This window comes from Mucilaginibacter frigoritolerans (assembly GCF_007830615.1).
In the GTDB taxonomy this organism is placed as follows: Bacteria; Bacteroidota; Bacteroidia; order Sphingobacteriales; family Sphingobacteriaceae; genus Mucilaginibacter; species Mucilaginibacter frigoritolerans.
In genome coordinates this window covers 270,812-290,015 of sequence record NZ_VLLI01000001.1, presented here as the reverse complement: position 1 = coordinate 290,015, position 19,204 = coordinate 270,812, and the positions used below count along the sequence as shown (strand labels likewise).

Here is a 19,204-nt window from a genome sequence, read left to right as displayed (position 1 = left end):
TTCTCTGTCTTTGCTCTTAATTCAACGCCAGTACAATAACAGAGGCAGCAGGCATAGTAATATTTATAGCGCCGTTTTTTAGTATAGCATCTTTAAATGGCTCCGGTTTTATTTTATCAGGCTCGGTGAATGAATTATAATCCTGTAATTTTTGTGATGTTAATATTCTACCGGTAATGTGAGTCGATTTAATATCGCCTAAATTTACAGTAACTTGTTTTGCCTTATTAGGATCGATATTCACCAGGGAAATATGTACTACGCCATCTTTGTCTTTTGATGCTGATGCCGAAATTGCAGGCAACTTATCTGTACCTAAGGTGTAATCATCCGTTTTGACAGTTAATGGAATTAACGTAGCATCCTGATGCACGTTATACATTTCCATAACATGGTAAGTAGGCGTAAGTATCATTTTTGCATTATCGGTTAAAATAACGGCCTGCAAAACGTTAACACATTGCGCCAGGTTAGCCATACGCACCCTTTCACTATGGTTGTTAAATATATTTAAGGTAACACCAGCAATCATAGCATCTCGTATAGTATTCTGCTGGTACAAAAAGCCTGGGTTGGTACTAGGTTCAACATCATACCATCCACCCCATTCATCAACAACAAGGGCTATCTTTTTTCCCGGATCATATTTATCCATGATGGCCGAATGTTTGGTCACCAGTTCTTCCATGCGCATGGCAGATTGCATGATCTGGAAATATTGTTTTTCAGTAAAATTGGTAGATGGCCCTTTTTTGCCCCAATCAATAATAGCATAATGATGTAATGCTACTCCTTCAACCAAACCATGTGGTATGTTCTTCATCAGGGTTTCCGTCCAGTTATAATCATCATCGCTGGCACCGGATGCTACACGGAACATTTTACCATCGCCACCATTTGCCATAAAGGTTGAATATTTTCTAAATTCATTGGCGTAATATTCAGGAGTCATATTGCCGCCACATCCCCAGGCTTCATTACCTACTCCCCAAAAACCTACCTTCCACGATTTGTCGCGCCCATTTTGTTTCCTCAACTCCGACATTGGATTTTTGCTATCAGAGCTCACATACTGTACCCAGTCTGACAACTCCTGTACGGTACCACTTCCTATATTCCCTGCAAGGTATGGCTCTGTACCAAGCAGCTCGCACATATTTAAAAACTCATGCGTACCAAAGCTATTATCTTCAGTAACCCCACCCCACCAGCGATTTACCATTTCGGGCCGTTTATCTTTGGGCCCTATGCCATCTTTCCAGTGATAAGTATCAGCAAAACATCCACCAGGCCAACGGAGTGCCGGTATTTTCATTTTTCTAAGTGCAGCAATTACATCATTCCTGACACCATTTGTATTAGGAATTTTTGAAGTATCCCCAACATAAAATCCTCCATAAATACCATGCCCCAAATGCTCTGCAAAATGGCTGTAAATGTATTTGCTGATGACGGGGTTTTTACCATTGTCAACTGCACTCAACTGGATGGTTGTTTGTGCATTACAAATTAGACTTGCAGCGCCAAAGAAAATTATAGTTAAACAAGTACTTAGTTTCATATCAAGGTTGTTTTTTGTTCCGATTGAGTATATCATTAATCCGGGCCTGACAGCTTTTCAGTCTATCAGGTGTTAAATCAATTAAAATCGAAAGTAAACTATTTCTTTTTAATTGTTAAATAAACACTTAAAATATTTTCCATATTCATAGTGTAAGCTAAACACTACCCAATACTAAAAAACAGCTTATATTAGCCATTTTAGAAGAAAAACCATTAAAATAAATCCCTCTCTGCATAAAAAAATTATATTTGTTTATCATTTTATAAAGTGTTAAATCATATTCATGCATAAATATTCAAAGCAAACCCGCCTTTTACTGGCCGTTGACTGTATAATTTTTGGATTTGATGGCGAAACACTTAAAATATTGCTAATACAAAGAGGCTTTCAGCCCGAAAAGGGCAATTGGAGCTTAATGGGTGGCTTTGTGCAACCAACGGAAAGTATTGACCAGGCAGCAAACAGAATATTAAAACAACTTACCGGATTAGAGGGCGTTTACCTTGAACAACTGCATACATTTGGTGATACCAATCGTGATCCTATAGAACGTACAGCTTCTGTAGCTTATTTTGCTTTAATTGATATACACAAATATGAAACTCAATTAAATACTGAATATCATGCAGAATGGTTCCCCTTAAAGCGCATTCCAAAACTTGTTTTTGACCACCAGGATATGGTAGAAGGTGCGAAAAGACGTATACGATACAAGGCTGCACTACATCCTATTCTTTTTGAACTTTTACCAACAAAGTTTACCATTCCACAACTGCAAACGCTTTACGAGAGTGTTTTCAATACCACAATTGACAAAAGAAATTTCAGCAAACGGGTTTTGGCTACCGGCTTATTAATTAAGTTAAGCGAGAAAGATAAAGCAGGCTCAAAACGCGGAGCGTATTATTATCAGCTTAATATGCAAAACTACTACGCTAAATTCCAGGCTTTTCTAAACTTTATCCCAAATCCTGACACCCTTCATCTTTAAGATTTAAAACAAGTCTCCAAAAATTTAAAAGGTTTTATAACAAATATTTCGTTTTATAAATTATTAAGTGTTATTTAGACACGAATTATAAAACCAATTATGATTAAGGACCAATTTGTGATTGGGGTGGACTATGGGTCAGACTCTGTTCGCTCTATATTAATCAATGCTTCTAATGGTGAAGAAATAGCCTCATCAGAATTTAATTACCCCCGATGGCGTGACGGCCTTTATTGCAATGCAACTGAAAACCAGTTCAGGCAACATCCATCTGATTATATTGAAGGTTTAGAGTTTACCATAAAGGACTGTCTGAGAAAAGCAGGTGACAAAAACATTGCAAATGCAGTTAAAGGCTTATCGGTTGATACCACAGGATCCACTCCTGTTGCAGTGGATAAGGCTGGGGTTCCGTTGGCGCTTACGCCTGGTTTTGAGCAAAATCCAAATGCTATGTTCATTTTATGGAAAGATCACACTTCTGTTAACGAAGCTGCGCAGATAAATGAACATGCTACAAAATTTGATATTAATTACCTGAAATACGTTGGAGGGATTTATTCTTCTGAATGGTTTTGGGCAAAACTTTTACATATATTAAGAGTTGATGAAAGCGTACGTAAGGCTTGCCACTCATGGGTTGAGCATTGCGATTGGATACCATTTCTTTTAACCGGCGGAACAGACGCTGCCGAAATAAAACGTGGAAGATGCTCAGCAGGACATAAAGCTTTATGGGCCGAAGAATTTGGTGGACTGCCACCAGACGATTTTTTCTCGTCGCTTGATCCTCTGCTCAAAGGATTCACCTCAAAATTATTTACAGAAACCTTTACATCCGACAAAAAAGCAGGCTTCCTGAGCAAAGAATGGGCTGAAAGACTTGGTTTAACCACAGAAGTAGCCGTTGGCGTAGGTGCTTTTGATGCACATATGGGTGCCGTTGGCGGGCAAATAGAACCATACCACTTAAGCAAAGTGATGGGAACATCAACATGCGATATTCTGGTTGCCCCAGCTAACGAAATAGGCGAAAAATTGGTAAAAGGAATTTGTGGACAAGTTAACGGATCTGTTATCCCGGGAATGATAGGGCTTGAAGCTGGGCAGTCGGCATTTGGAGACACCTATGCATGGTTTAAAAAAATGATATCCTGGCCCCTGGATGCCTTGCTAAAGGATTCGAAGGTTATTGATGCAGCAACTGCTGAAGCGTTAAGAGATGAAATGAGTGATCGTATTATCCCCGAATTGAGCATACAGGCACAATTACTTCCATTTGATATTGATGATGAGTTAGCCATTGATTGGTTTAACGGCCGCCGCACGCCAGATGCCGACCAAACTTTAAAAGGCGCAATTACAGGATTAAGCCTGGGAAGCGATGCTCCGAAAATATTCCGGTCGTTAGCGGAGGCTACCTGTTTTGGAGCAAAAAGTATTGTTGAACGCTTTTTACAAGAGGGAATACCGGTAAAAGGGATTATAGGTATTGGCGGCGTTGCAAAAAAATCACCATTTGTAATGCAAATGATGGCTGATGTGCTGGGTATGCCTATCCGCATTCATCAATTTAAACATACCTGTGCGCTGGGAGCAGCCATGTTTGCCGCAGTGGTTGCCGATATTTATCCAACCGTTGAAGATGCCATGAAAGCTATGGGAAAAGGATTTGATGTGGAATATTTCCCAAATGCCCAACTCCGCAAAGTTTACGATAAGCGTTATAAACAATACAATGATCTCGGAGCGTTTGTTGCCAGACAAATAAGACTTCAAACCACCATTAATGTTGAACAAATTGACCGCATACTATTATGAGCAAGTACCAACGTATCAAGCAAGAGGCATTTGAAGCCAATATGCAACTCCCCAAATTGGGCCTGGTTCTTTTTACTTTCGGTAATGTAAGTTCTGCCGACAGAAGCCTGGGCGTATTTGCAATTAAACCAAGTGGCGTGCCTTATAAAGACCTTTCGCCGGAAGCAATGGTAATTGTGGATTTTGAAGGCCATACCATTGAAGGCGATTTAAGACCATCATCAGATACCTTAACCCATGCCGTACTGTATAAAAACTGGGTAAATGTAAATGGAATAGTACATACACACTCCACTTATGCAACGGCCTGGGCACAGTCACAAAGGGATATCCCGATTTACGGTACCACACATGCCGATCACCTCACGGTAGATATTCCGTGTGCAAGTCCAATGGATGATGAAATGATACAGGGAGATTATGAACATCAAACTGGCCACCAGATCATCAATTGCCTTGCTGCAAGAAACTTAAGCTATACAGATACAGAAATGATTCTGGTGGGTAATCATGCGCCTTTTACGTGGGGGAAAACCGCAGAGAAAGCAGTTTATAACAGTGCTGTATTAGAATCAGTAGCACAAATGGCCTATCTGACAGAACAGATCCGGCCTGATGTGCAACGGTTAAAATCATCCCTTATAAAAAAACATTATGAACGCAAGCATGGTCCGCTTTCCTATTATGGGCAATCATAAAACACATTGAATAAAAACAAATGAAAACCGCGTATTTGCTACTCCTCTGCCTTATATTATGTATTAGCACCAATGCACAAAAAAGAGCCAGTACACCAACTCCTCCAATGGGCTGGAACAGCTACAACTGTTTTGGCTCTGCCGTGCATGAAAATGGGGTTAAGGCTAATGCAGGTTATATGGCAAAATATTTAAAACCCTATGGTTGGCAATATGTAGTGGTAGATTTTTTATGGTCGTATGATAATCCACCGTACAGTAATATTGGTAATCCTTTTCAAAAAAACCTGCAGGATGGCTCCTTTATTCCGTGGTTAACAATGGATAAGTGGGGACGCTTGTTGCCTCAACCTACTAAATTCCCATCTGCTTTCGGGGGAAGAGGATTTAAACCACTTGCCGATTATGTACATCACCTCGGGTTAAAATTTGGAATACATGTAATGCGTGGTATTCCACGTCAGGCAGTATGGGCCAAATCTCCGGTATTAGGCATGAAAGGGGTAACAGCCGATATGATTGCTGATACCAACTCGAAATGTGATTGGATGAACCATATGTACGGACTAAACATGGATAAACCAGGGGCACAAGCATATTTAAATTCTCTACTGAAACTGTATGCATCCTGGGGAGTGGATTTCATTAAGGTTGATGACATTGCGAGGCCTTATCATAAAAAAGAGATTGAAGGGTACCGCCTTGCAATTGAACAATGCGGAAGACCGGTAATACTAAGTATTTCACCAGGTGAGACACCACTCACCGAAGCAGATCATGTTAAAGAAAACGCCAATATGTGGCGTATGGCTGATGACTTTTGGGATAACTGGGATGAGATATTGCATATGTTTGATTATGCTAAAAAATGGGAAAACGTTGGCGGAAATGGTCACTGGCCCGATTGCGATATGCTTCAAATTGGCAAGCTATCGAAAAGGGGCCCGGTAGGTAATGAAAGATACAGCCGGTTTACAAATGATGAGTTATATACTCATATGACCTTTTGGTGCATATATCGCTCGCCATTAATGATTGGCGGCAATCTGCCGGAAAACAGAGTCATTGAACGGAAACTGTTTACTAATAACGAAGTCCTTGCCGTAAATCAACATGGACTTAAGCCACTACAGCTTTTCAAAAACGAAAACAGCATGGCCTGGTACTCGCATTTGGCCAACAGTAAAGCCATTTATGTAGCGCTCTTTAATATAGGCAACAAGGATCAGGATGTAGGCGTCGATTTTTCTTCATTAGGCCTCAAGGGTAAAATTAAGGTAAGAGATCTTTGGGCAAAACATGACGTCGGATCTTACGAAAACAATTACAGCAAACTTATTAATAAACATGGAGCGATATTGCTAATGCTCACTCCAATAAACTGAATTACAAAGTATAAAAACTTAAATATCAATGATTGATCTGAAAAAATTTGAAGTATGGTTTATAACCGGCAGCCAGCATTTATATGGAGAAGAAACCCTGAAACTGGTTGCAGAACATTCTCAGCAAATAACTAAAGGCATTAATGGTACAGGCTCAATACCTGTTACCATCGTTTATAAACCTGTTGTAAAATCAAGCGAAGAGATTTACGCTACGCTGACGGAGGCTAATAATGCTGAAAATTGCATTGGCATTATTACCTGGATGCATACTTTCTCTCCGGCCAAAATGTGGATCAGGGGGCTGAATATTTTACAGAAGCCAATGCTACACTTGCATACGCAATTTAACAGGGATATCCCATGGAGTTCTATAGATATGGACTTTATGAACTTAAATCAAAGTGCTCATGGCGACCGGGAATTTGGGTTTATTGTTTCGCGCATGCGTAAAAATCGTAAAGTAGTGGTTGGCCATTGGCAAGACCCGGAGGTACTTTCACAAATTGATGTCTGGACAAGAGCTGCTGCGGGTTGGCACGACTGGCAAGGTGCAAAATTTGCCCGCTTTGGCGATAACATGCGTTACGTAGCAGTTACCGAAGGCGATAAGGTAGAAGCTGAACTAAAATTTGGGTATTCCGTTAATACATATGGTGTTGGCGACCTGGTAAAAGTGATTGATGGTGTAAGCAAGCAGGAAATTGATAACCTGATTACCGAATACGAAGACAGTTATACAATGGATGCTGCTTTACGCAAAAATGGAGCAAAACATGCATCGGTGTATGAAGCCGCAAGGATAGAGATTGGTTTGCGCAAATTCCTGGAAAATGGCAGTTTTAAAGGCTTTACTGATACATTTGAAGACCTGCATGGCATGGTGCAGTTGCCCGGCATTGCAGCACAACGATTAATGGCTGCGGGCTATGGTTTTGCTGGTGAAGGCGATTGGAAAACGGCAGCACTGGTACGTGCGTTTAAAGTAATGGGCAGCGGACTTAAAGGCGGCAACGCATTTATGGAAGATTACACCTATCATTTCGACCCTAATAATAGTCTGGTTTTAGGATCACATATGCTCGAAATTGATGCCTCGTTGGCAAATGGAAAAGCAAACCTTGAAGTTCATCCCTTGGGTATTGGCGGCAAGGCTGATCCGGCGCGCTTAGTGTTTAACGTAGCAGGCGGCCCGGCCTTAAATGCTTCCATCATTGATATGGGTAACCGGTTCCGCTTGCTTATAAATGAAGTGGAAGCTATTGAACCGCAAAATGAATTGCCTCATCTGCCTGTTGCACGGGTACTTTGGAAACCATATCCGGATATGAAAACAGGATGCGCAGCATGGATCTATGCCGGCGGTGCACACCACACCGCTTATAGTCAAAACCTTACTGCTGAACATTTACAAGATTTTGCAGATATAGCAGGGCTTGAGTTTTTACGAATTGGGAAAGATACCCGCCTTGATCATTTCCGCAATGAGATCCGTTGGAACGAGGTAGCATTTAGATAGGTAAAACAAGCCGAACAGCATAAGTTAATGGGTACGCCAGGTGCGCCATCAGGTTCATGTGGTGCACCTGGCGCACTTTTTAATTAAAAAATGAGACTTTAGTTTACTCTATGATAATAAAACTATCATTCAAACTCTATCAACATGCAATCGAAAAAAACAATATTTAAAACAATCAGATTATCAAAATTCCTTTTTGCCGGTACTTTTCTGCTGTCTTTATGTTTTAAAGCGAATGCACAAACTAACGATCTTGGCTTAAAGGTGCATCATATCACATTATCAGTTAAAAATATTGATACCATGGTTTACTGGTATACCCACGTGCTGGATTTAAAGTTGATAAGAAAATCAGACGAGAGCGCCAGGATAGAATTAGACGGATTTTTCATTGATATGCTTCAGGTAAAAGGTTCTTCGCGCCAGCCTTCACAGGATCTGTCGACAGACGATCATATGCAAGCCCAGGGCTGGCGCCACCTGGTATTCAACACTGCTGATTTTTACAAAACTTATTTATTACTCAAGGCCAAAGGCGTTGTTTTCCCACAGGTTATCGACGAAAAAAATAAGACTAAAATACAGGGAATATTTTTTAAAGATCCGGAAGGCAATGTGTTAGAAATTCGCCACATACAGCAATAGAAAATCAATTAAAACGCTTCATTCAAATTAAGGAAGAAGCCTTTGTTACCGAATTTACCAAAGGCATAATCAAGTGCAAGATTTGTACGCGTAGCTTTATTAAACAGTATTCGTAAACCCGCACCACCTCCCGGCTGAAATTGTTGGAACAGTTTAGTACCATGATCATCATTAGCTGTTTGCATATTCACAAAAGTTACGCCGCTGATAAACTTGTTACTTAATATCGGAAACCGGAACTCGGCCTCAGTATCATTATATTGCGTCCCCTTAAAATATTGCGAGGTGTATGCCCTGCCGCTTCTGAAAGACACATCCCGGGCTGTTCCCGGCAACTCCAGGTAAGGTATTGCACCGCTGAGCAGATAAGAACCCCAATTCCATAGTGCCAATACCGTTTCAGGGTTGGCATCCGACAAGCTGAAATATTTTCTGAAATCGGTAGTTAGTTGCACCGCATTTTTTGTGCTCCCTATCCATGTTTGATTAACACGGATACCGGCATCAGCATAAATACCTTTGTAGGCCCTGTTCTGATTATCGCGGGTGGTATATTCTGCATTAAAAAGAAAACCGCTGGTTACATAATGATCCTGTGGAAAGCCATACTTATTGTTATAAACACTTAAAGGAGTTCCATTATTTACCGTATCCTTCTGGTTAATGTCACTCCTTACCTCTGCGGATATCCCAGCTCCCACGAAAAAATTTTTCTCAATCTCTTTATAGATCTTTTCCCTCGCATTAAAATAAAAAGAGTGGATGGCATAAGCCTGATGATTAGGGTCTGCCAATATGTTATCAGTGGCGCTTCCACCGGTAATTGTCCGGCCTATGCCTAATCCATAATCGGGTGTAACCGTTTTGGCAACCACAATATTACCTTGCAAGTTCCATTTATTTCCTGGGGTAAATATATTATGGTTAACGTAAAAATAAATAATCCCTTTAGTAGTAATGGAAGCTGATGTTGCGGCTACAGAAAGCAGTGTATTGGGATCATTCCCTAATTTACGACCAGCTACCGCTTTAATGCCTGCCTGTGCGCCAATTGTTGGGTTGGCCGAAATATTAGGCACAATCGTAATACCCGATCCTTTATGTAAGGTATCAGCTGATTTGTGGGGATGAATTATGTTGCGCAATAAATCGCCAAAGTCATATTGCTTATTGATATCATAGGATGAAGGTTTGTAAATCTTTTTGCCTTTGGCACCCAAAGAATCTGCCTTCAAAGTATCAACCGGCACAATTACCTGGCCAAAGGTAAAACCCCTGAAGCTTATCAGTCCAATCAGAAGTATCCATTTAAAAAAAGAAATACGTTTTAAATTTGAGCAAAACTGCTCTGTAGAGGTATAAATATTCAAATTTCAATAATTAATATTCGCTTAACGTAACTTTAACCAATACACCTCTTAAATGTTTTATAATTATACGGATATGAAGGTTTAATATTTATGATACAATATTTTATATCCCCAAAACCTGTAGTTTAATATCAGTCAAAATAAAATAATTGGTTCCATATGACCTATATCTTACTTTCAAAACAAATAATTCCCTTATCTTACTTCCGTTAAATATTTAATTTTTAGCAGGCTTTTACATTGATGAACAACTGGATTAAAAACTATAGCGGAATGATCTGGCTTATTGCAGGAATTTTAGCCGGCAGTCTTGCCGGAGCAATATTCGGCAAGAGCGCAGAAATTTTAAAACCTATTGGTGATATTTTTTTAAACCTACTTTTTGTTGCCGTTATTCCCCTCGTTTTCTTTGCTATTTCATCGGCTATTGCCAATTTACATGGTGCCCAAAAGTTAACCCGTATAATGGGCGTAATGACAATTGTTTTTTTGGTAACTGTAATTATTGCAGCATTAATAACCATAGCCGCCGTTTGGATGTTTCCACTACATCAACAGGCAAGTGCACCCGCTGTTGCAGGCTCCACCAATATAGGCAAACAATTATCCTCCGATCAAATCACACAGCTTTTCACATCGAGTGAGTTTTTCGAACTTCTTTCCCGCAAAAATATGCTGGCCATGATTATTTTCGCCATTTTAGTGGGCTTTGGCGCACTTAATTCCGGCGAAAAGGGCGAAGGTTTTAAGCAATTCCTTAATGCCGGGAATGAAGTATTTAAGCAGGTATTTATTATTATAATGAAAGCCGGTCCGATTGGTCTTGGTGCCTATTTTGCTTACCAGGTTGCCGTGTTCGGTCCGTCGCTATTTGGCACTTATGCTCACACTTTAAGCATTGGATACGGTGTAAGCATATTCTATTATGCGGTATTATTTAGTGTATATGCTTTTGTTGCCGGTGGTGTAAACGGCATTAAACGTTATTGGAAAAATAATATTATTCCTTCGGCTACTGCCGTAGGTACCTGTAGCAGTATTGCTACCATACCGGCCAATCTGGATGCTGCCAAAAAAATGGGCGTTTCAAGCGTTATAGCAGGTATTACTATCCCGCTTGGCGGAACATTGCATAAAGAAGGATCAAGCGTATCCTCTATTTTAAAAATGGCAGTGGTGTTTGCCATGTTCGGCAAAGGGTTCAACAGTCCCGAAACTATTTTACTGGCTCTGGGTATGACTGTACTGGTAAGTATTGTTGAAGGAGGAATACCCAACGGAGGTTACGTTGGCGAAATATTATTCATATCGGCCTATGGCTTCCCACCGGAAGCATTACCGCCTGCAATCATCGTCGGAACATTGATTGACCCTGTTGCAACTCTACTTAATGCTACTGGCGATACAGTTGCTGCTATGATGATAAATCGTTTTGTTGATGGTAAAAACTGGGCCGTTAATGAAGCATAAATCCAATGCTATCCTATTTTCAATTAACAACCAGGCGGCATAATCCACCTGGCTGTTGGAGCAGGCGAATGATCATGTGAGCCCCCGGATACGGTAATCAACGGGATGATATTCAAAAATTAAGGCTACCCAAATACCTTTTTTACTTTTATCATTTTGAAGATCAAAACTTTAACAAAAACTTAAGTTAAAGTGTAACCTTAAAAATCCTGATGTCGTATAAGAGTATTCATTGAGCGCCCTGCTCATCAATAATTTATCAAATCAAAAAGTTCCCTGGCGCGAGGTCGGGGATCTTTTTATTGATTACGAATATAATATATAACTTTAATATAATCAATACCGTATAAGTACCCAAGTTTAGTTCAGAAAGATAACAATTAAGGATGTAATTTTTTTAACCGGTAAGAAATTACCGGTTATTTTTTTGGTTACTACTACTTCTGGCTTAGCTTAAACCAAAGCATCTGCAATTTCTCCAAATCCTTTTTCCCTGGCCAGGTCAGCTGGCAGCTTGCCTCCTTCCATGCGGATATTTACATCTGCCCCATGTTCAAGCAGCAGGATTAATAAGTCGATATTACCATTTTGAGCGGCAGAGTGCAGCGCCGTTACTCCGGCTTGTTGTTTTACATTTACCTGCGCATTATTCTCTATCAGCAAACGAGCAATCTGTGTATAATTTCCTGCCGCAGCCGAGTGCAGTGGGTAAACCTTAAATCCATTGTTTGAAGGAAGGTTAACGTCGGCTCCTTTTAAAACCAGGTAATTGGCTATTTCATATTGCCCAAAATAACAGGCAAGCCCTAATGAAGTGAAACCGTCTTCAGCATAAAAATTTACTGCTTCCGGGTTTTGATTAATCAAATTGGCTACCACATCGAATTTACCCGCAGCAGCAGCTTCAAAAAGGCTGATATCATCAAGATATTTAATAATCAACTCAGTTACCGTCGGCTTTTTGTAATAGCAACTCAGCATAAGCGGTGAAACCTGATGACTGGTACGCCCTTTTGCCAACGCAGGGTTTTGCGATAACATGGCATCTAAATTTATCAGATCACCGGTAGTGATATATTGTTCCAGCATCTCAACACTCATATATTTACATCTTAGTAAATGATATTAATTGGAAACAGCACCCGGCATGGCTGTTCACATTAAATTTACAATAATTTCATCAAGCAACAAGAACATTCAATATTACGTAAAATTAAAATATCAAGGTAAATAAGTTGTTTAATCTATTAACTTTATATTTGTAGAATAACAGTGTTATAGGATGCCGGTAAAAGGAAATCAGTTTAAATCAAATAATTTCAAGCAGGAAAATCAGCCCCGGCAATCATCGTCAAAGGCTGAAAGAGAGCGCCCAGTAAAGCAAAAACAGGCGTTTTTCAATACTTCCGAGCTTACTAATGCCAAAGTTTTAAAAATTTCGGGGTTGTTTTTGCTTTTGCTATCAGTGTATTTCCTGGTGGCATTTACCTCTTATTTATTCACCTGGCAGGAAGACCAGAGTTATGTTTCGGCAGCTAATGGCGGCTGGCATAATCTGTTCAAAACTACACAGGAGTTAATGGATAATGGTGTAAAAAATCCCATTATTGAAAACTGGATGGGCAAATTTGGCGCTCTGCTTTCCAACCAGTTTATTTATGAATGGTTTGGTGTGGCATCATTTCTTTTTGTTTTTGTATTTTTTGTTACAGGCTACCGTCTGCTATTCAGGATTAGCTTATTTTCTATTACAAAAACACTGGTCTATTCTTTCTTTTGCTTAATATTTCTGTCTATAGCTATAGGTTTTTTGCATGCCTTTGTCGCTGATACTCCTAATTATCTGGAAGGTGAATTTGGCTACTGGAGTAACCGCCTGCTTAATGCGCAGATAGGGCAAACAGGCATAGCTGGTTTATTGGTATTTGTTGCACTCACTTTACTGGTAGTTGCCTATAATATCGATTTCAAGCTACCTAAAAAGAAGGACAAAATTACCGAGCCTGATTTTGTTGATGACGAGATTGCACCTAAACCGGTAAACCAAAAAGTGGAAGAAGTTGGAGAAACAGATGAGGATGATGTTCCTTTACCGCTTGAATGGTCTGGCCGTGCAAATAAACTAAAGGATACGCCAGAGAACTTAGTTAAACCCGATCCGCTTAAACAGCAAACCCTGGTACAAAACCCTATATTCCATGAACCGCTGGTGCTAACACCCGATGCTGACAGCGAAAACCATGAGCCAGAGTTTGAAAATGAAATCCCATTAACTATTGGTGTTACCAGGCCCACCCCCACTTTAAATATTGAGCAATCAGATGAGGAGAAAGCAAAGAGCCTGCTTGATCAATTTGGAACATATGATCATAAGCTCGACCTGGCATCATACAAATACCCTACGCTTGATTTGCTGGAAAATTATGGTTCAAACAAAATCAACGTTAACTCTGATGAGCTTTCTGCCAACAAGAACAAAATTGTTGAAACGCTGAATCATTATAATATTGAAATTGATAAGATAAAGGCTACTATCGGTCCAACTGTTACCTTATATGAAATTATTCCGGCACCAGGTGTAAGGATTTCTAAGATCAAGAACTTGGAGGATGATATAGCCCTTAGCTTAGCGGCTTTAGGTATCCGTATTATTGCCCCAATGCCGGGCAAAGGCACTATTGGTATTGAAGTACCAAATCAAACTCCTGAAATGGTTTCGATGCGATCAGTACTGGCTACTGAAAAGTGGCAGAATAATACAATGGACCTGCCAATTGCCCTTGGTAAAACCATTAGCAATGAGGTATTTATTGCCGATTTAGCCAAAATGCCTCACTTATTGGTTGCGGGTGCAACCGGCCAGGGTAAATCTGTTGGTATTAATGCTATATTGGTTTCGCTGCTATTCAAAAAGCACCCTGCCGAACTTAAATTTGTATTGGTTGATCCTAAAAAGGTGGAGCTAACGCTGTTCCGTAAAATTGAGCGTCACTTTTTGGCTAAGTTACCGGATGAGGCCGATGCCATTATTACCGATACTAAAAAGGTGGTAAATACGCTGAATTCACTTTGTATTGAGATGGATCAGCGTTATGATCTGTTAAAAGATGCCCAGGTACGTAACCTGAAGGAATACAACGACAAATTTGTACACCGCAAAATAAGCGACCCAGAAAAGCACCGGTACCTTCCATTTATAGTACTTGTTATTGATGAGTTTGCCGATTTAATGATGACCGCAGGTAAGGAAGTTGAGGTGCCTATTTCCCGTATTGCGCAGCTGGCCCGTGCAGTGGGTATTCACCTGGTAATTGCAACTCAAAGGCCATCAGTAAATATTATTACAGGTACTATTAAAGCCAACTTCCCATCAAGGCTGGCATTCAGGGTACTGTCAAAAATAGATTCACGTACCATTTTAGATAGCGGTGGTGCCGATCAATTGATAGGCCGTGGTGATATGCTGTTATCAACCGGGAGCGATCTGATACGTCTGCAATGCGCCTTTGTGGACACCCATGAGGTTGAAAGAATATCCGATTTTATTGGTAACCAGCGCGGCTACCCATCGGCATTATTATTGCCTGAATATGTAGGTGAAGGTGAAACCAGCAGCGCAAAAGAGTTTGACCCCGATAACCGAGACCCTTTGTTTGACGATGCTGCAAGGTTAATTGTACTGCATCAGCAAGGCTCAACATCACTTATACAGCGTAAAATGAAATTGGGCTATAATCGAGCTGGCCGTATTATTGACCAGTTAGAAGCAGCTGGAATTGTTGGCCCTTTTGAAGGCAGCAAGGCCCGCGAAGTTTTATATCCTGATGAGTATAGCCTTGAACGCCACCTCGAAGTATTAGCAAAACAAAATAACAATTAAACCTGTTGACTAGTAGCCCCTCTTAGTGTATATTCAGGCACCAAAAATTCAAATGAAAAAACTATTTATATTCTCCGTTCTCTCTTTATTAACTACTTATATTTTCGCCCAAAAAGACGCGGCTGCTAAAGACATACTTAACAAAGTGAGTGCAAAATACCGCACTTATGATGTTGTAAAAACTGATTTTGATTTCACTCTTGAAAACAAACAAGCCGGTATCACTGAAACACAAAGTGGTACGCTGATAGCCAAATCCAAAGCCAATAAGTTCAGAGTAACTATTTATGGCCCACAGTCTTCAGCCAAACCAGATGCCGCGCAGGAAATTATAAGCGATGGAAAAACCCAATGGACCTTTCTGAAAAAAGATAACGAAGTCCAGATAAACAATGTTGACATCAGTGGCGAAGGACTTAACCCAGCTCAGATATTCACCATTTATGAGCATGGCTATAAATATATTTACAATGGAGATACAAAGGTTGGCGGCAAAACTTACCAGGAAATTGACCTTACTCCAGACGATATTAATAAATCCTTTTTTAAAGTGCGCTTACTGATTGATAAAGTAAAAAAGCAGATTTACAGCGCCCTTATATTCGATAAAAACGGCAATCATTACACTTATACCTTAAAAAGTTTTATTCCTAATCCTCCGGTAGCTGAAAATACTTTCAGTTTTGATCCAAAGGCACACAAAGGTGTTGAGGTGGTGGATTTGAGGCAATAATCATTTTCGGAGATCAGGGGAAAAACAAATTCTGATCTCCAAAAATTCAAATTAAAGAAGGTGATTTTTATATTGATGTTTTTCTGATAAGCATGACTCGGCATACCCGATTACTTTCTTCTTTTCAAGTAGCTCCAGCAGTTGTTTTATAGGTAAAAAATCAATGTCGGCTAATATATTAAGCCCAATATATTTATGATTGAGTATCCTTGGCTTGCAGCCCAGTTGCTCAAATTCCTTGCAGATATCTGTTATCATATATTGCTCATCGGTTAATACAATATGGATGGTTGAATTACCCGAATGTTTAACCGTTTTACGATAGGTGAGCATCCCCTCCTTCTCTTTAAATTCGGCCCAAACAACATCACCTGTAGCTAGTTTCGGAAGATAAAATGGAATAGTTTTTATTTTAAAGTATCCGTATTCTTCATTAACTATTTCGGCATCCAGGGTTTCAAAGTGCTCTTCTTCCAGTATTGTGCTATATAGTCGGAATAATATGCTTACTAAATTACTCTCGGGCATAGTTGTATTTTGTGATGCAAATATAATTATTCTATGTTACCTGCCTTAATACGACACTCCATTACTTCGCGCAATGGAAACTATTTTTTTTTGTGATTTCATTTAAATGGTTGATCAGGTTTATTTAATAAAATTAAAAAAAAGCCTAATCAACCACTTGCGGAGTCAGTTAATTAAGTAACTATACTCTTAAATATATTTTGTTTTTGTCCAGTATCTTACCAACGGTCCAGCAGATCAGCATATAGCAAACGGCAAACAATAAAGAGCCTATGGCACCCGGTGCTATCACCTGGAAAAACACATCATTGATCCACCCGTAGAAGCTTTTGCCATGCACACTGATCATATAAAGTACTTCAACAAAAAGTTCTGAAAATAAATAGATCGGTAACGGATTTTTACCAACCGTAGTAAAAAATGCAGTCCAGTTTGCTTTGTTGAATGATTTTATTTCAATGATATAAATTAAGGCCGAAATCCAGATCAGGTCAATACCTACAGTTAATAGTACAAATGGGCTTGTCCATAATTTTTTAGCAATCGGGAAAGTCATGTTCCAACAAAGAGCAATAAAAATAAACAGAAAGCCAAATAACATCAATTTGGCAAGCGTTTCATATCCTTTACCTTTTTCCTGTATAAACTTACCTGCATAATAACCTCCAATAACATTTACAATGGCAGGCAAAGTGCTCAATATCCCTTCCGGATCAAAAGCCACGCCCTCCCCGTGATATAAATGGTTATCACCTAACAAAAATTTGTCCAGATAAGTACCTGCATTGGTTAACATACCATAGGGTGCAGTATGATCACCAAAAACAAGTAATAATATCCAGTATCCTACTAAAAGTAAAGCACTGATAACAATAACTGCGGTTTTTGATTTTATAAAATAAATAAGCAATGATGCAAAAAGATAGCAAAGTGCTATACGCTGCAAAACACCGAATATACGGGTATGGCTAATAGGCGAAAAAGACCAGCCACTTGCGTTATGCTCAACAAAAGGAAACCAATACATTAAAAAGCCCAATAAAAAGATCAGAGCAGCTCGCTTAAATATTTTAAATACTACTGAACCTGAACTTAAACCAATAAATTTCTTTTGCGAAAAACTCATTGCATTACCAACTGCAAACAAAAATGACGGAAAAACAAGATCGGTTGGTGTAAAGCCAAACCATGCGGCATGATCCAGCGGAGGAAATGCTGCCGCGCCGCTTCCCGGCGTGTTTACAATAATCATAAAACAAATAGTCATTCCGCGAAATACATCCAGCGAAAGAAATCGGTTAGCGCTTTGGTCCATTTTTTAATAAAGGTTTAAATATAAATGAGGAAATAATGGACAATATATAAATATTATAATTCAAACCCAATTACCCATTGCAAGAATTTTAAAACTTAGCCTAGATTTTAAAAAAATTTATAAAGTTGCGCAATTATTTATGAATTTAGGATCAAATCCCACCTCAGCTATTGTCTTTAATTTTTCGCTTTTCCTATGCTGTGTACTGAGTACTTCTCGCACATTCGGAAACAAATTGCTATTTTTGAAACCCATGCTAACAGTAACTAATCATACACTCGAAAAACTGGAAATGTTGTTAAAGACAACCGGTTATAAAGTACGTTATGAAAAAGGCAACTTTAAAACCGGGGCCTGCCTGTTGCAAAACAGTAAAGTCATTGTGGTTAACAAGTTTTCAGGCTTGGAAAGTAAAATATTAGCCATAAGTGAACTGGCGCGAGACTTGGAAATGGACTATAATTTACTTGATGATAAACAGATTGCCTTCCATCAGCAGTTAAAACAAATAAAACTGGAACTGTGACCATTACATTTTTAGGAACCGGAACTTCGCAGGGTGTGCCTGTTATTGCCTGCAATTGTGAGGTATGCCTCTCAACTGATAAAAGGGATAAGCGCCTACGTACTTCTATCCTGATTGAGGGAGAAGACAAGGTAGTTGTTGTTGATTCCGGGCCTGATTTCCGTTACCAGATGTTGAGGGCCAATGTACAGCACCTGGATGCCATTGTTTTTACTCATGAGCATAAAGATCATATTGCTGGTTTAGATGACATCAGGGCCTTTAATTATAAGCAAAACGGTCCTATTGATGTTTATGCTGATAGCCGGGTACAAACAGCATTAAAAAGGGAGTTCTATTATATTTTTGAGGAATTTAAATACCCTGGCATTCCGCAGCTTAATCTACATACCATTGGGTCCGATCCTTTTAAAATAGGCAATATCAATTTTACCCCAATAGAAGTATTACATTATAAACTGCCTGTAATGGGCTTCCGCATCAAGGATTTCACCTATATTACAGATGCTAAAACAGTATCAGAAACTGAAAAAGAAAAAATAAAAGGAAGTAAAATACTGGTGATTAATGCTTTGCAGAAACAAAGCCATATTTCGCACTTCACTTTTGACGAGGCCATTGCATTTGCTGAAGAAATGGGCGCGGAAACTACCTATTTTACTCATATAAGCCATCGACTGGGAAAGCATGAAGATGTTATGGCCCAATTACCGCCCAACATTGAGCTGGCTTATGATGGCTTAAAAATTAAAATATAAG

At 39.5% G+C, this 19,204-nt stretch carries 16 protein-coding genes; 11 read left to right on the top strand and 5 right to left on the bottom strand.

Going from position 1 to position 19,204, the window contains the following annotated elements:
- Positions 1-16: 16 nt before the first annotated feature.
- Positions 17-1,561: an alpha-N-arabinofuranosidase gene (locus tag JN11_RS01215; RefSeq protein ID WP_144908834.1), complete on the bottom strand. Its 1,545-nt coding sequence runs from the start codon at positions 1,559-1,561 to the stop codon at positions 17-19.
- A 286-nt stretch (positions 1,562-1,847) separates the two neighbouring features.
- Here JN11_RS01215 and JN11_RS01210 point away from each other — a divergent pair, with 286 nt between their 5' ends.
- The 6 genes from JN11_RS01210 (at position 1,848) to JN11_RS01185 (ending at position 8,623) form a co-directional block, all read left to right on the top strand.
- Positions 1,848-2,555: an NUDIX hydrolase gene (locus tag JN11_RS01210; RefSeq protein ID WP_144908832.1), complete on the top strand. Its 708-nt coding sequence runs from the start codon at positions 1,848-1,850 to the stop codon at positions 2,553-2,555.
- Positions 2,556-2,654: 99 nt separating this feature from the next.
- On the top strand, positions 2,655-4,376 hold the full coding sequence (locus JN11_RS01205; protein WP_144908830.1) for a ribulokinase: 1,722 nt from the start codon (positions 2,655-2,657) through the stop codon (positions 4,374-4,376).
- Positions 4,373-5,074, top strand: coding sequence for an L-ribulose-5-phosphate 4-epimerase (locus tag JN11_RS01200; RefSeq protein WP_144908828.1), 702 nt, complete (start codon positions 4,373-4,375; stop codon positions 5,072-5,074). The genes JN11_RS01205 and JN11_RS01200 overlap by 4 nt, the downstream gene beginning before the upstream one ends.
- Before the next feature lie 20 nt (positions 5,075-5,094).
- Positions 5,095-6,459 (top strand): glycoside hydrolase family 27 protein, encoded by a 1,365-nt coding sequence (locus JN11_RS01195; RefSeq protein WP_144908826.1) that lies wholly within the window; start codon positions 5,095-5,097, stop codon positions 6,457-6,459.
- Positions 6,460-6,487: 28 nt separating this feature from the next.
- On the top strand, positions 6,488-7,978 hold the full coding sequence (gene araA / locus JN11_RS01190; protein ID WP_144908824.1) for an L-arabinose isomerase: 1,491 nt from the start codon (positions 6,488-6,490) through the stop codon (positions 7,976-7,978).
- A gap of 144 nt (positions 7,979-8,122) precedes the next feature.
- Positions 8,123-8,623: a VOC family protein gene (locus tag JN11_RS01185; RefSeq protein WP_144908822.1), complete on the top strand. Its 501-nt coding sequence runs from the start codon at positions 8,123-8,125 to the stop codon at positions 8,621-8,623.
- A gap of 8 nt (positions 8,624-8,631) precedes the next feature.
- On the opposite strand, the gene JN11_RS01180 is transcribed toward JN11_RS01185, so the two are convergent.
- A complete protein-coding gene (locus JN11_RS01180) occupies positions 8,632-9,993 on the bottom strand; it encodes a BamA/TamA family outer membrane protein (protein ID WP_246138921.1) in 1,362 nt (453 codons plus the stop codon).
- A gap of 243 nt (positions 9,994-10,236) precedes the next feature.
- Here JN11_RS01180 and JN11_RS01175 point away from each other — a divergent pair, with 243 nt between their 5' ends.
- On the top strand, positions 10,237-11,463 hold the full coding sequence (locus tag JN11_RS01175; RefSeq protein ID WP_144908820.1) for a dicarboxylate/amino acid:cation symporter: 1,227 nt from the start codon (positions 10,237-10,239) through the stop codon (positions 11,461-11,463).
- A 453-nt stretch (positions 11,464-11,916) separates the two neighbouring features.
- Here JN11_RS01175 and JN11_RS01170 read toward each other — a convergent pair whose 3' ends face one another.
- Positions 11,917-12,564, bottom strand: a complete 648-nt coding sequence (locus JN11_RS01170; RefSeq protein WP_144908819.1) for an ankyrin repeat domain-containing protein — start codon at positions 12,562-12,564, stop codon at positions 11,917-11,919.
- A 181-nt stretch (positions 12,565-12,745) separates the two neighbouring features.
- Here JN11_RS01170 and JN11_RS01165 point away from each other — a divergent pair, with 181 nt between their 5' ends.
- Positions 12,746-15,343 (top strand): FtsK/SpoIIIE family DNA translocase, encoded by a 2,598-nt coding sequence (locus tag JN11_RS01165; RefSeq protein ID WP_144908817.1) that lies wholly within the window; start codon positions 12,746-12,748, stop codon positions 15,341-15,343.
- 52 nt (positions 15,344-15,395) lie between these two features.
- Positions 15,396-16,076 carry a LolA family protein gene (locus JN11_RS01160; RefSeq protein ID WP_144908815.1) on the top strand — a complete coding sequence of 227 codons (681 nt, stop codon included), beginning with the start codon at positions 15,396-15,398 and terminating at the stop codon, positions 16,074-16,076.
- 51 nt (positions 16,077-16,127) lie between these two features.
- Here the strand turns inward: JN11_RS01160 and JN11_RS01155 are convergent, their stop codons facing one another.
- Together JN11_RS01155 and JN11_RS01150 are read right to left on the bottom strand one after the other, a co-directional pair.
- A complete protein-coding gene (locus JN11_RS01155) occupies positions 16,128-16,604 on the bottom strand; it encodes a DUF4265 domain-containing protein (RefSeq protein WP_144908813.1) in 477 nt (158 codons plus the stop codon).
- A gap of 181 nt (positions 16,605-16,785) precedes the next feature.
- Positions 16,786-17,919: an acyltransferase family protein gene (locus tag JN11_RS01150; protein ID WP_144908811.1), complete on the bottom strand. Its 1,134-nt coding sequence runs from the start codon at positions 17,917-17,919 to the stop codon at positions 16,786-16,788.
- A 253-nt stretch (positions 17,920-18,172) separates the two neighbouring features.
- On the opposite strand from JN11_RS01150, the gene JN11_RS01145 reads away from it, so the two are divergent.
- Positions 18,173-18,445, top strand: a complete 273-nt coding sequence (locus JN11_RS01145; RefSeq protein WP_144908809.1) for a hypothetical protein — start codon at positions 18,173-18,175, stop codon at positions 18,443-18,445.
- Complete coding sequence (locus tag JN11_RS01140) at positions 18,442-19,203, top strand: MBL fold metallo-hydrolase (protein ID WP_144908807.1); 762 nt, start codon at positions 18,442-18,444, stop codon at positions 19,201-19,203. Before JN11_RS01145 ends, JN11_RS01140 begins: the two co-directional genes overlap by 4 nt.
- Position 19,204 lies beyond the last annotated feature (1 nt).

What these genes read in the sequence shown, in the direction of transcription:
- JN11_RS01215 (WP_144908834.1), bottom strand. Translation starts at nt 1,561, where the DNA reads ATGAAACTAAGTACTTGTTTAACTATAATTTTCTTTGGCGCTGCAAGT.
- JN11_RS01210 (WP_144908832.1), top strand. Translation starts at nt 1,848, where the DNA reads ATGCATAAATATTCAAAGCAAACCCGCCTTTTACTGGCCGTTGACTGT.
- JN11_RS01205 (WP_144908830.1), top strand. Translation starts at nt 2,655, where the DNA reads ATGATTAAGGACCAATTTGTGATTGGGGTGGACTATGGGTCAGACTCT.
- JN11_RS01200 (WP_144908828.1), top strand. Translation starts at nt 4,373, where the DNA reads ATGAGCAAGTACCAACGTATCAAGCAAGAGGCATTTGAAGCCAATATG.
- JN11_RS01195 (WP_144908826.1), top strand. Translation starts at nt 5,095, where the DNA reads ATGAAAACCGCGTATTTGCTACTCCTCTGCCTTATATTATGTATTAGC.
- araA (WP_144908824.1), top strand. Translation starts at nt 6,488, where the DNA reads ATGATTGATCTGAAAAAATTTGAAGTATGGTTTATAACCGGCAGCCAG.
- JN11_RS01185 (WP_144908822.1), top strand. Translation starts at nt 8,123, where the DNA reads ATGCAATCGAAAAAAACAATATTTAAAACAATCAGATTATCAAAATTC.
- JN11_RS01175 (WP_144908820.1), top strand. Translation starts at nt 10,237, where the DNA reads ATGAACAACTGGATTAAAAACTATAGCGGAATGATCTGGCTTATTGCA.
- JN11_RS01170 (WP_144908819.1), bottom strand. Translation starts at nt 12,564, where the DNA reads ATGAGTGTTGAGATGCTGGAACAATATATCACTACCGGTGATCTGATA.
- JN11_RS01165 (WP_144908817.1), top strand. Translation starts at nt 12,746, where the DNA reads ATGCCGGTAAAAGGAAATCAGTTTAAATCAAATAATTTCAAGCAGGAA.
- JN11_RS01160 (WP_144908815.1), top strand. Translation starts at nt 15,396, where the DNA reads ATGAAAAAACTATTTATATTCTCCGTTCTCTCTTTATTAACTACTTAT.
- JN11_RS01155 (WP_144908813.1), bottom strand. Translation starts at nt 16,604, where the DNA reads ATGCCCGAGAGTAATTTAGTAAGCATATTATTCCGACTATATAGCACA.
- JN11_RS01150 (WP_144908811.1), bottom strand. Translation starts at nt 17,919, where the DNA reads ATGGACCAAAGCGCTAACCGATTTCTTTCGCTGGATGTATTTCGCGGA.
- JN11_RS01145 (WP_144908809.1), top strand. Translation starts at nt 18,173, where the DNA reads ATGCTAACAGTAACTAATCATACACTCGAAAAACTGGAAATGTTGTTA.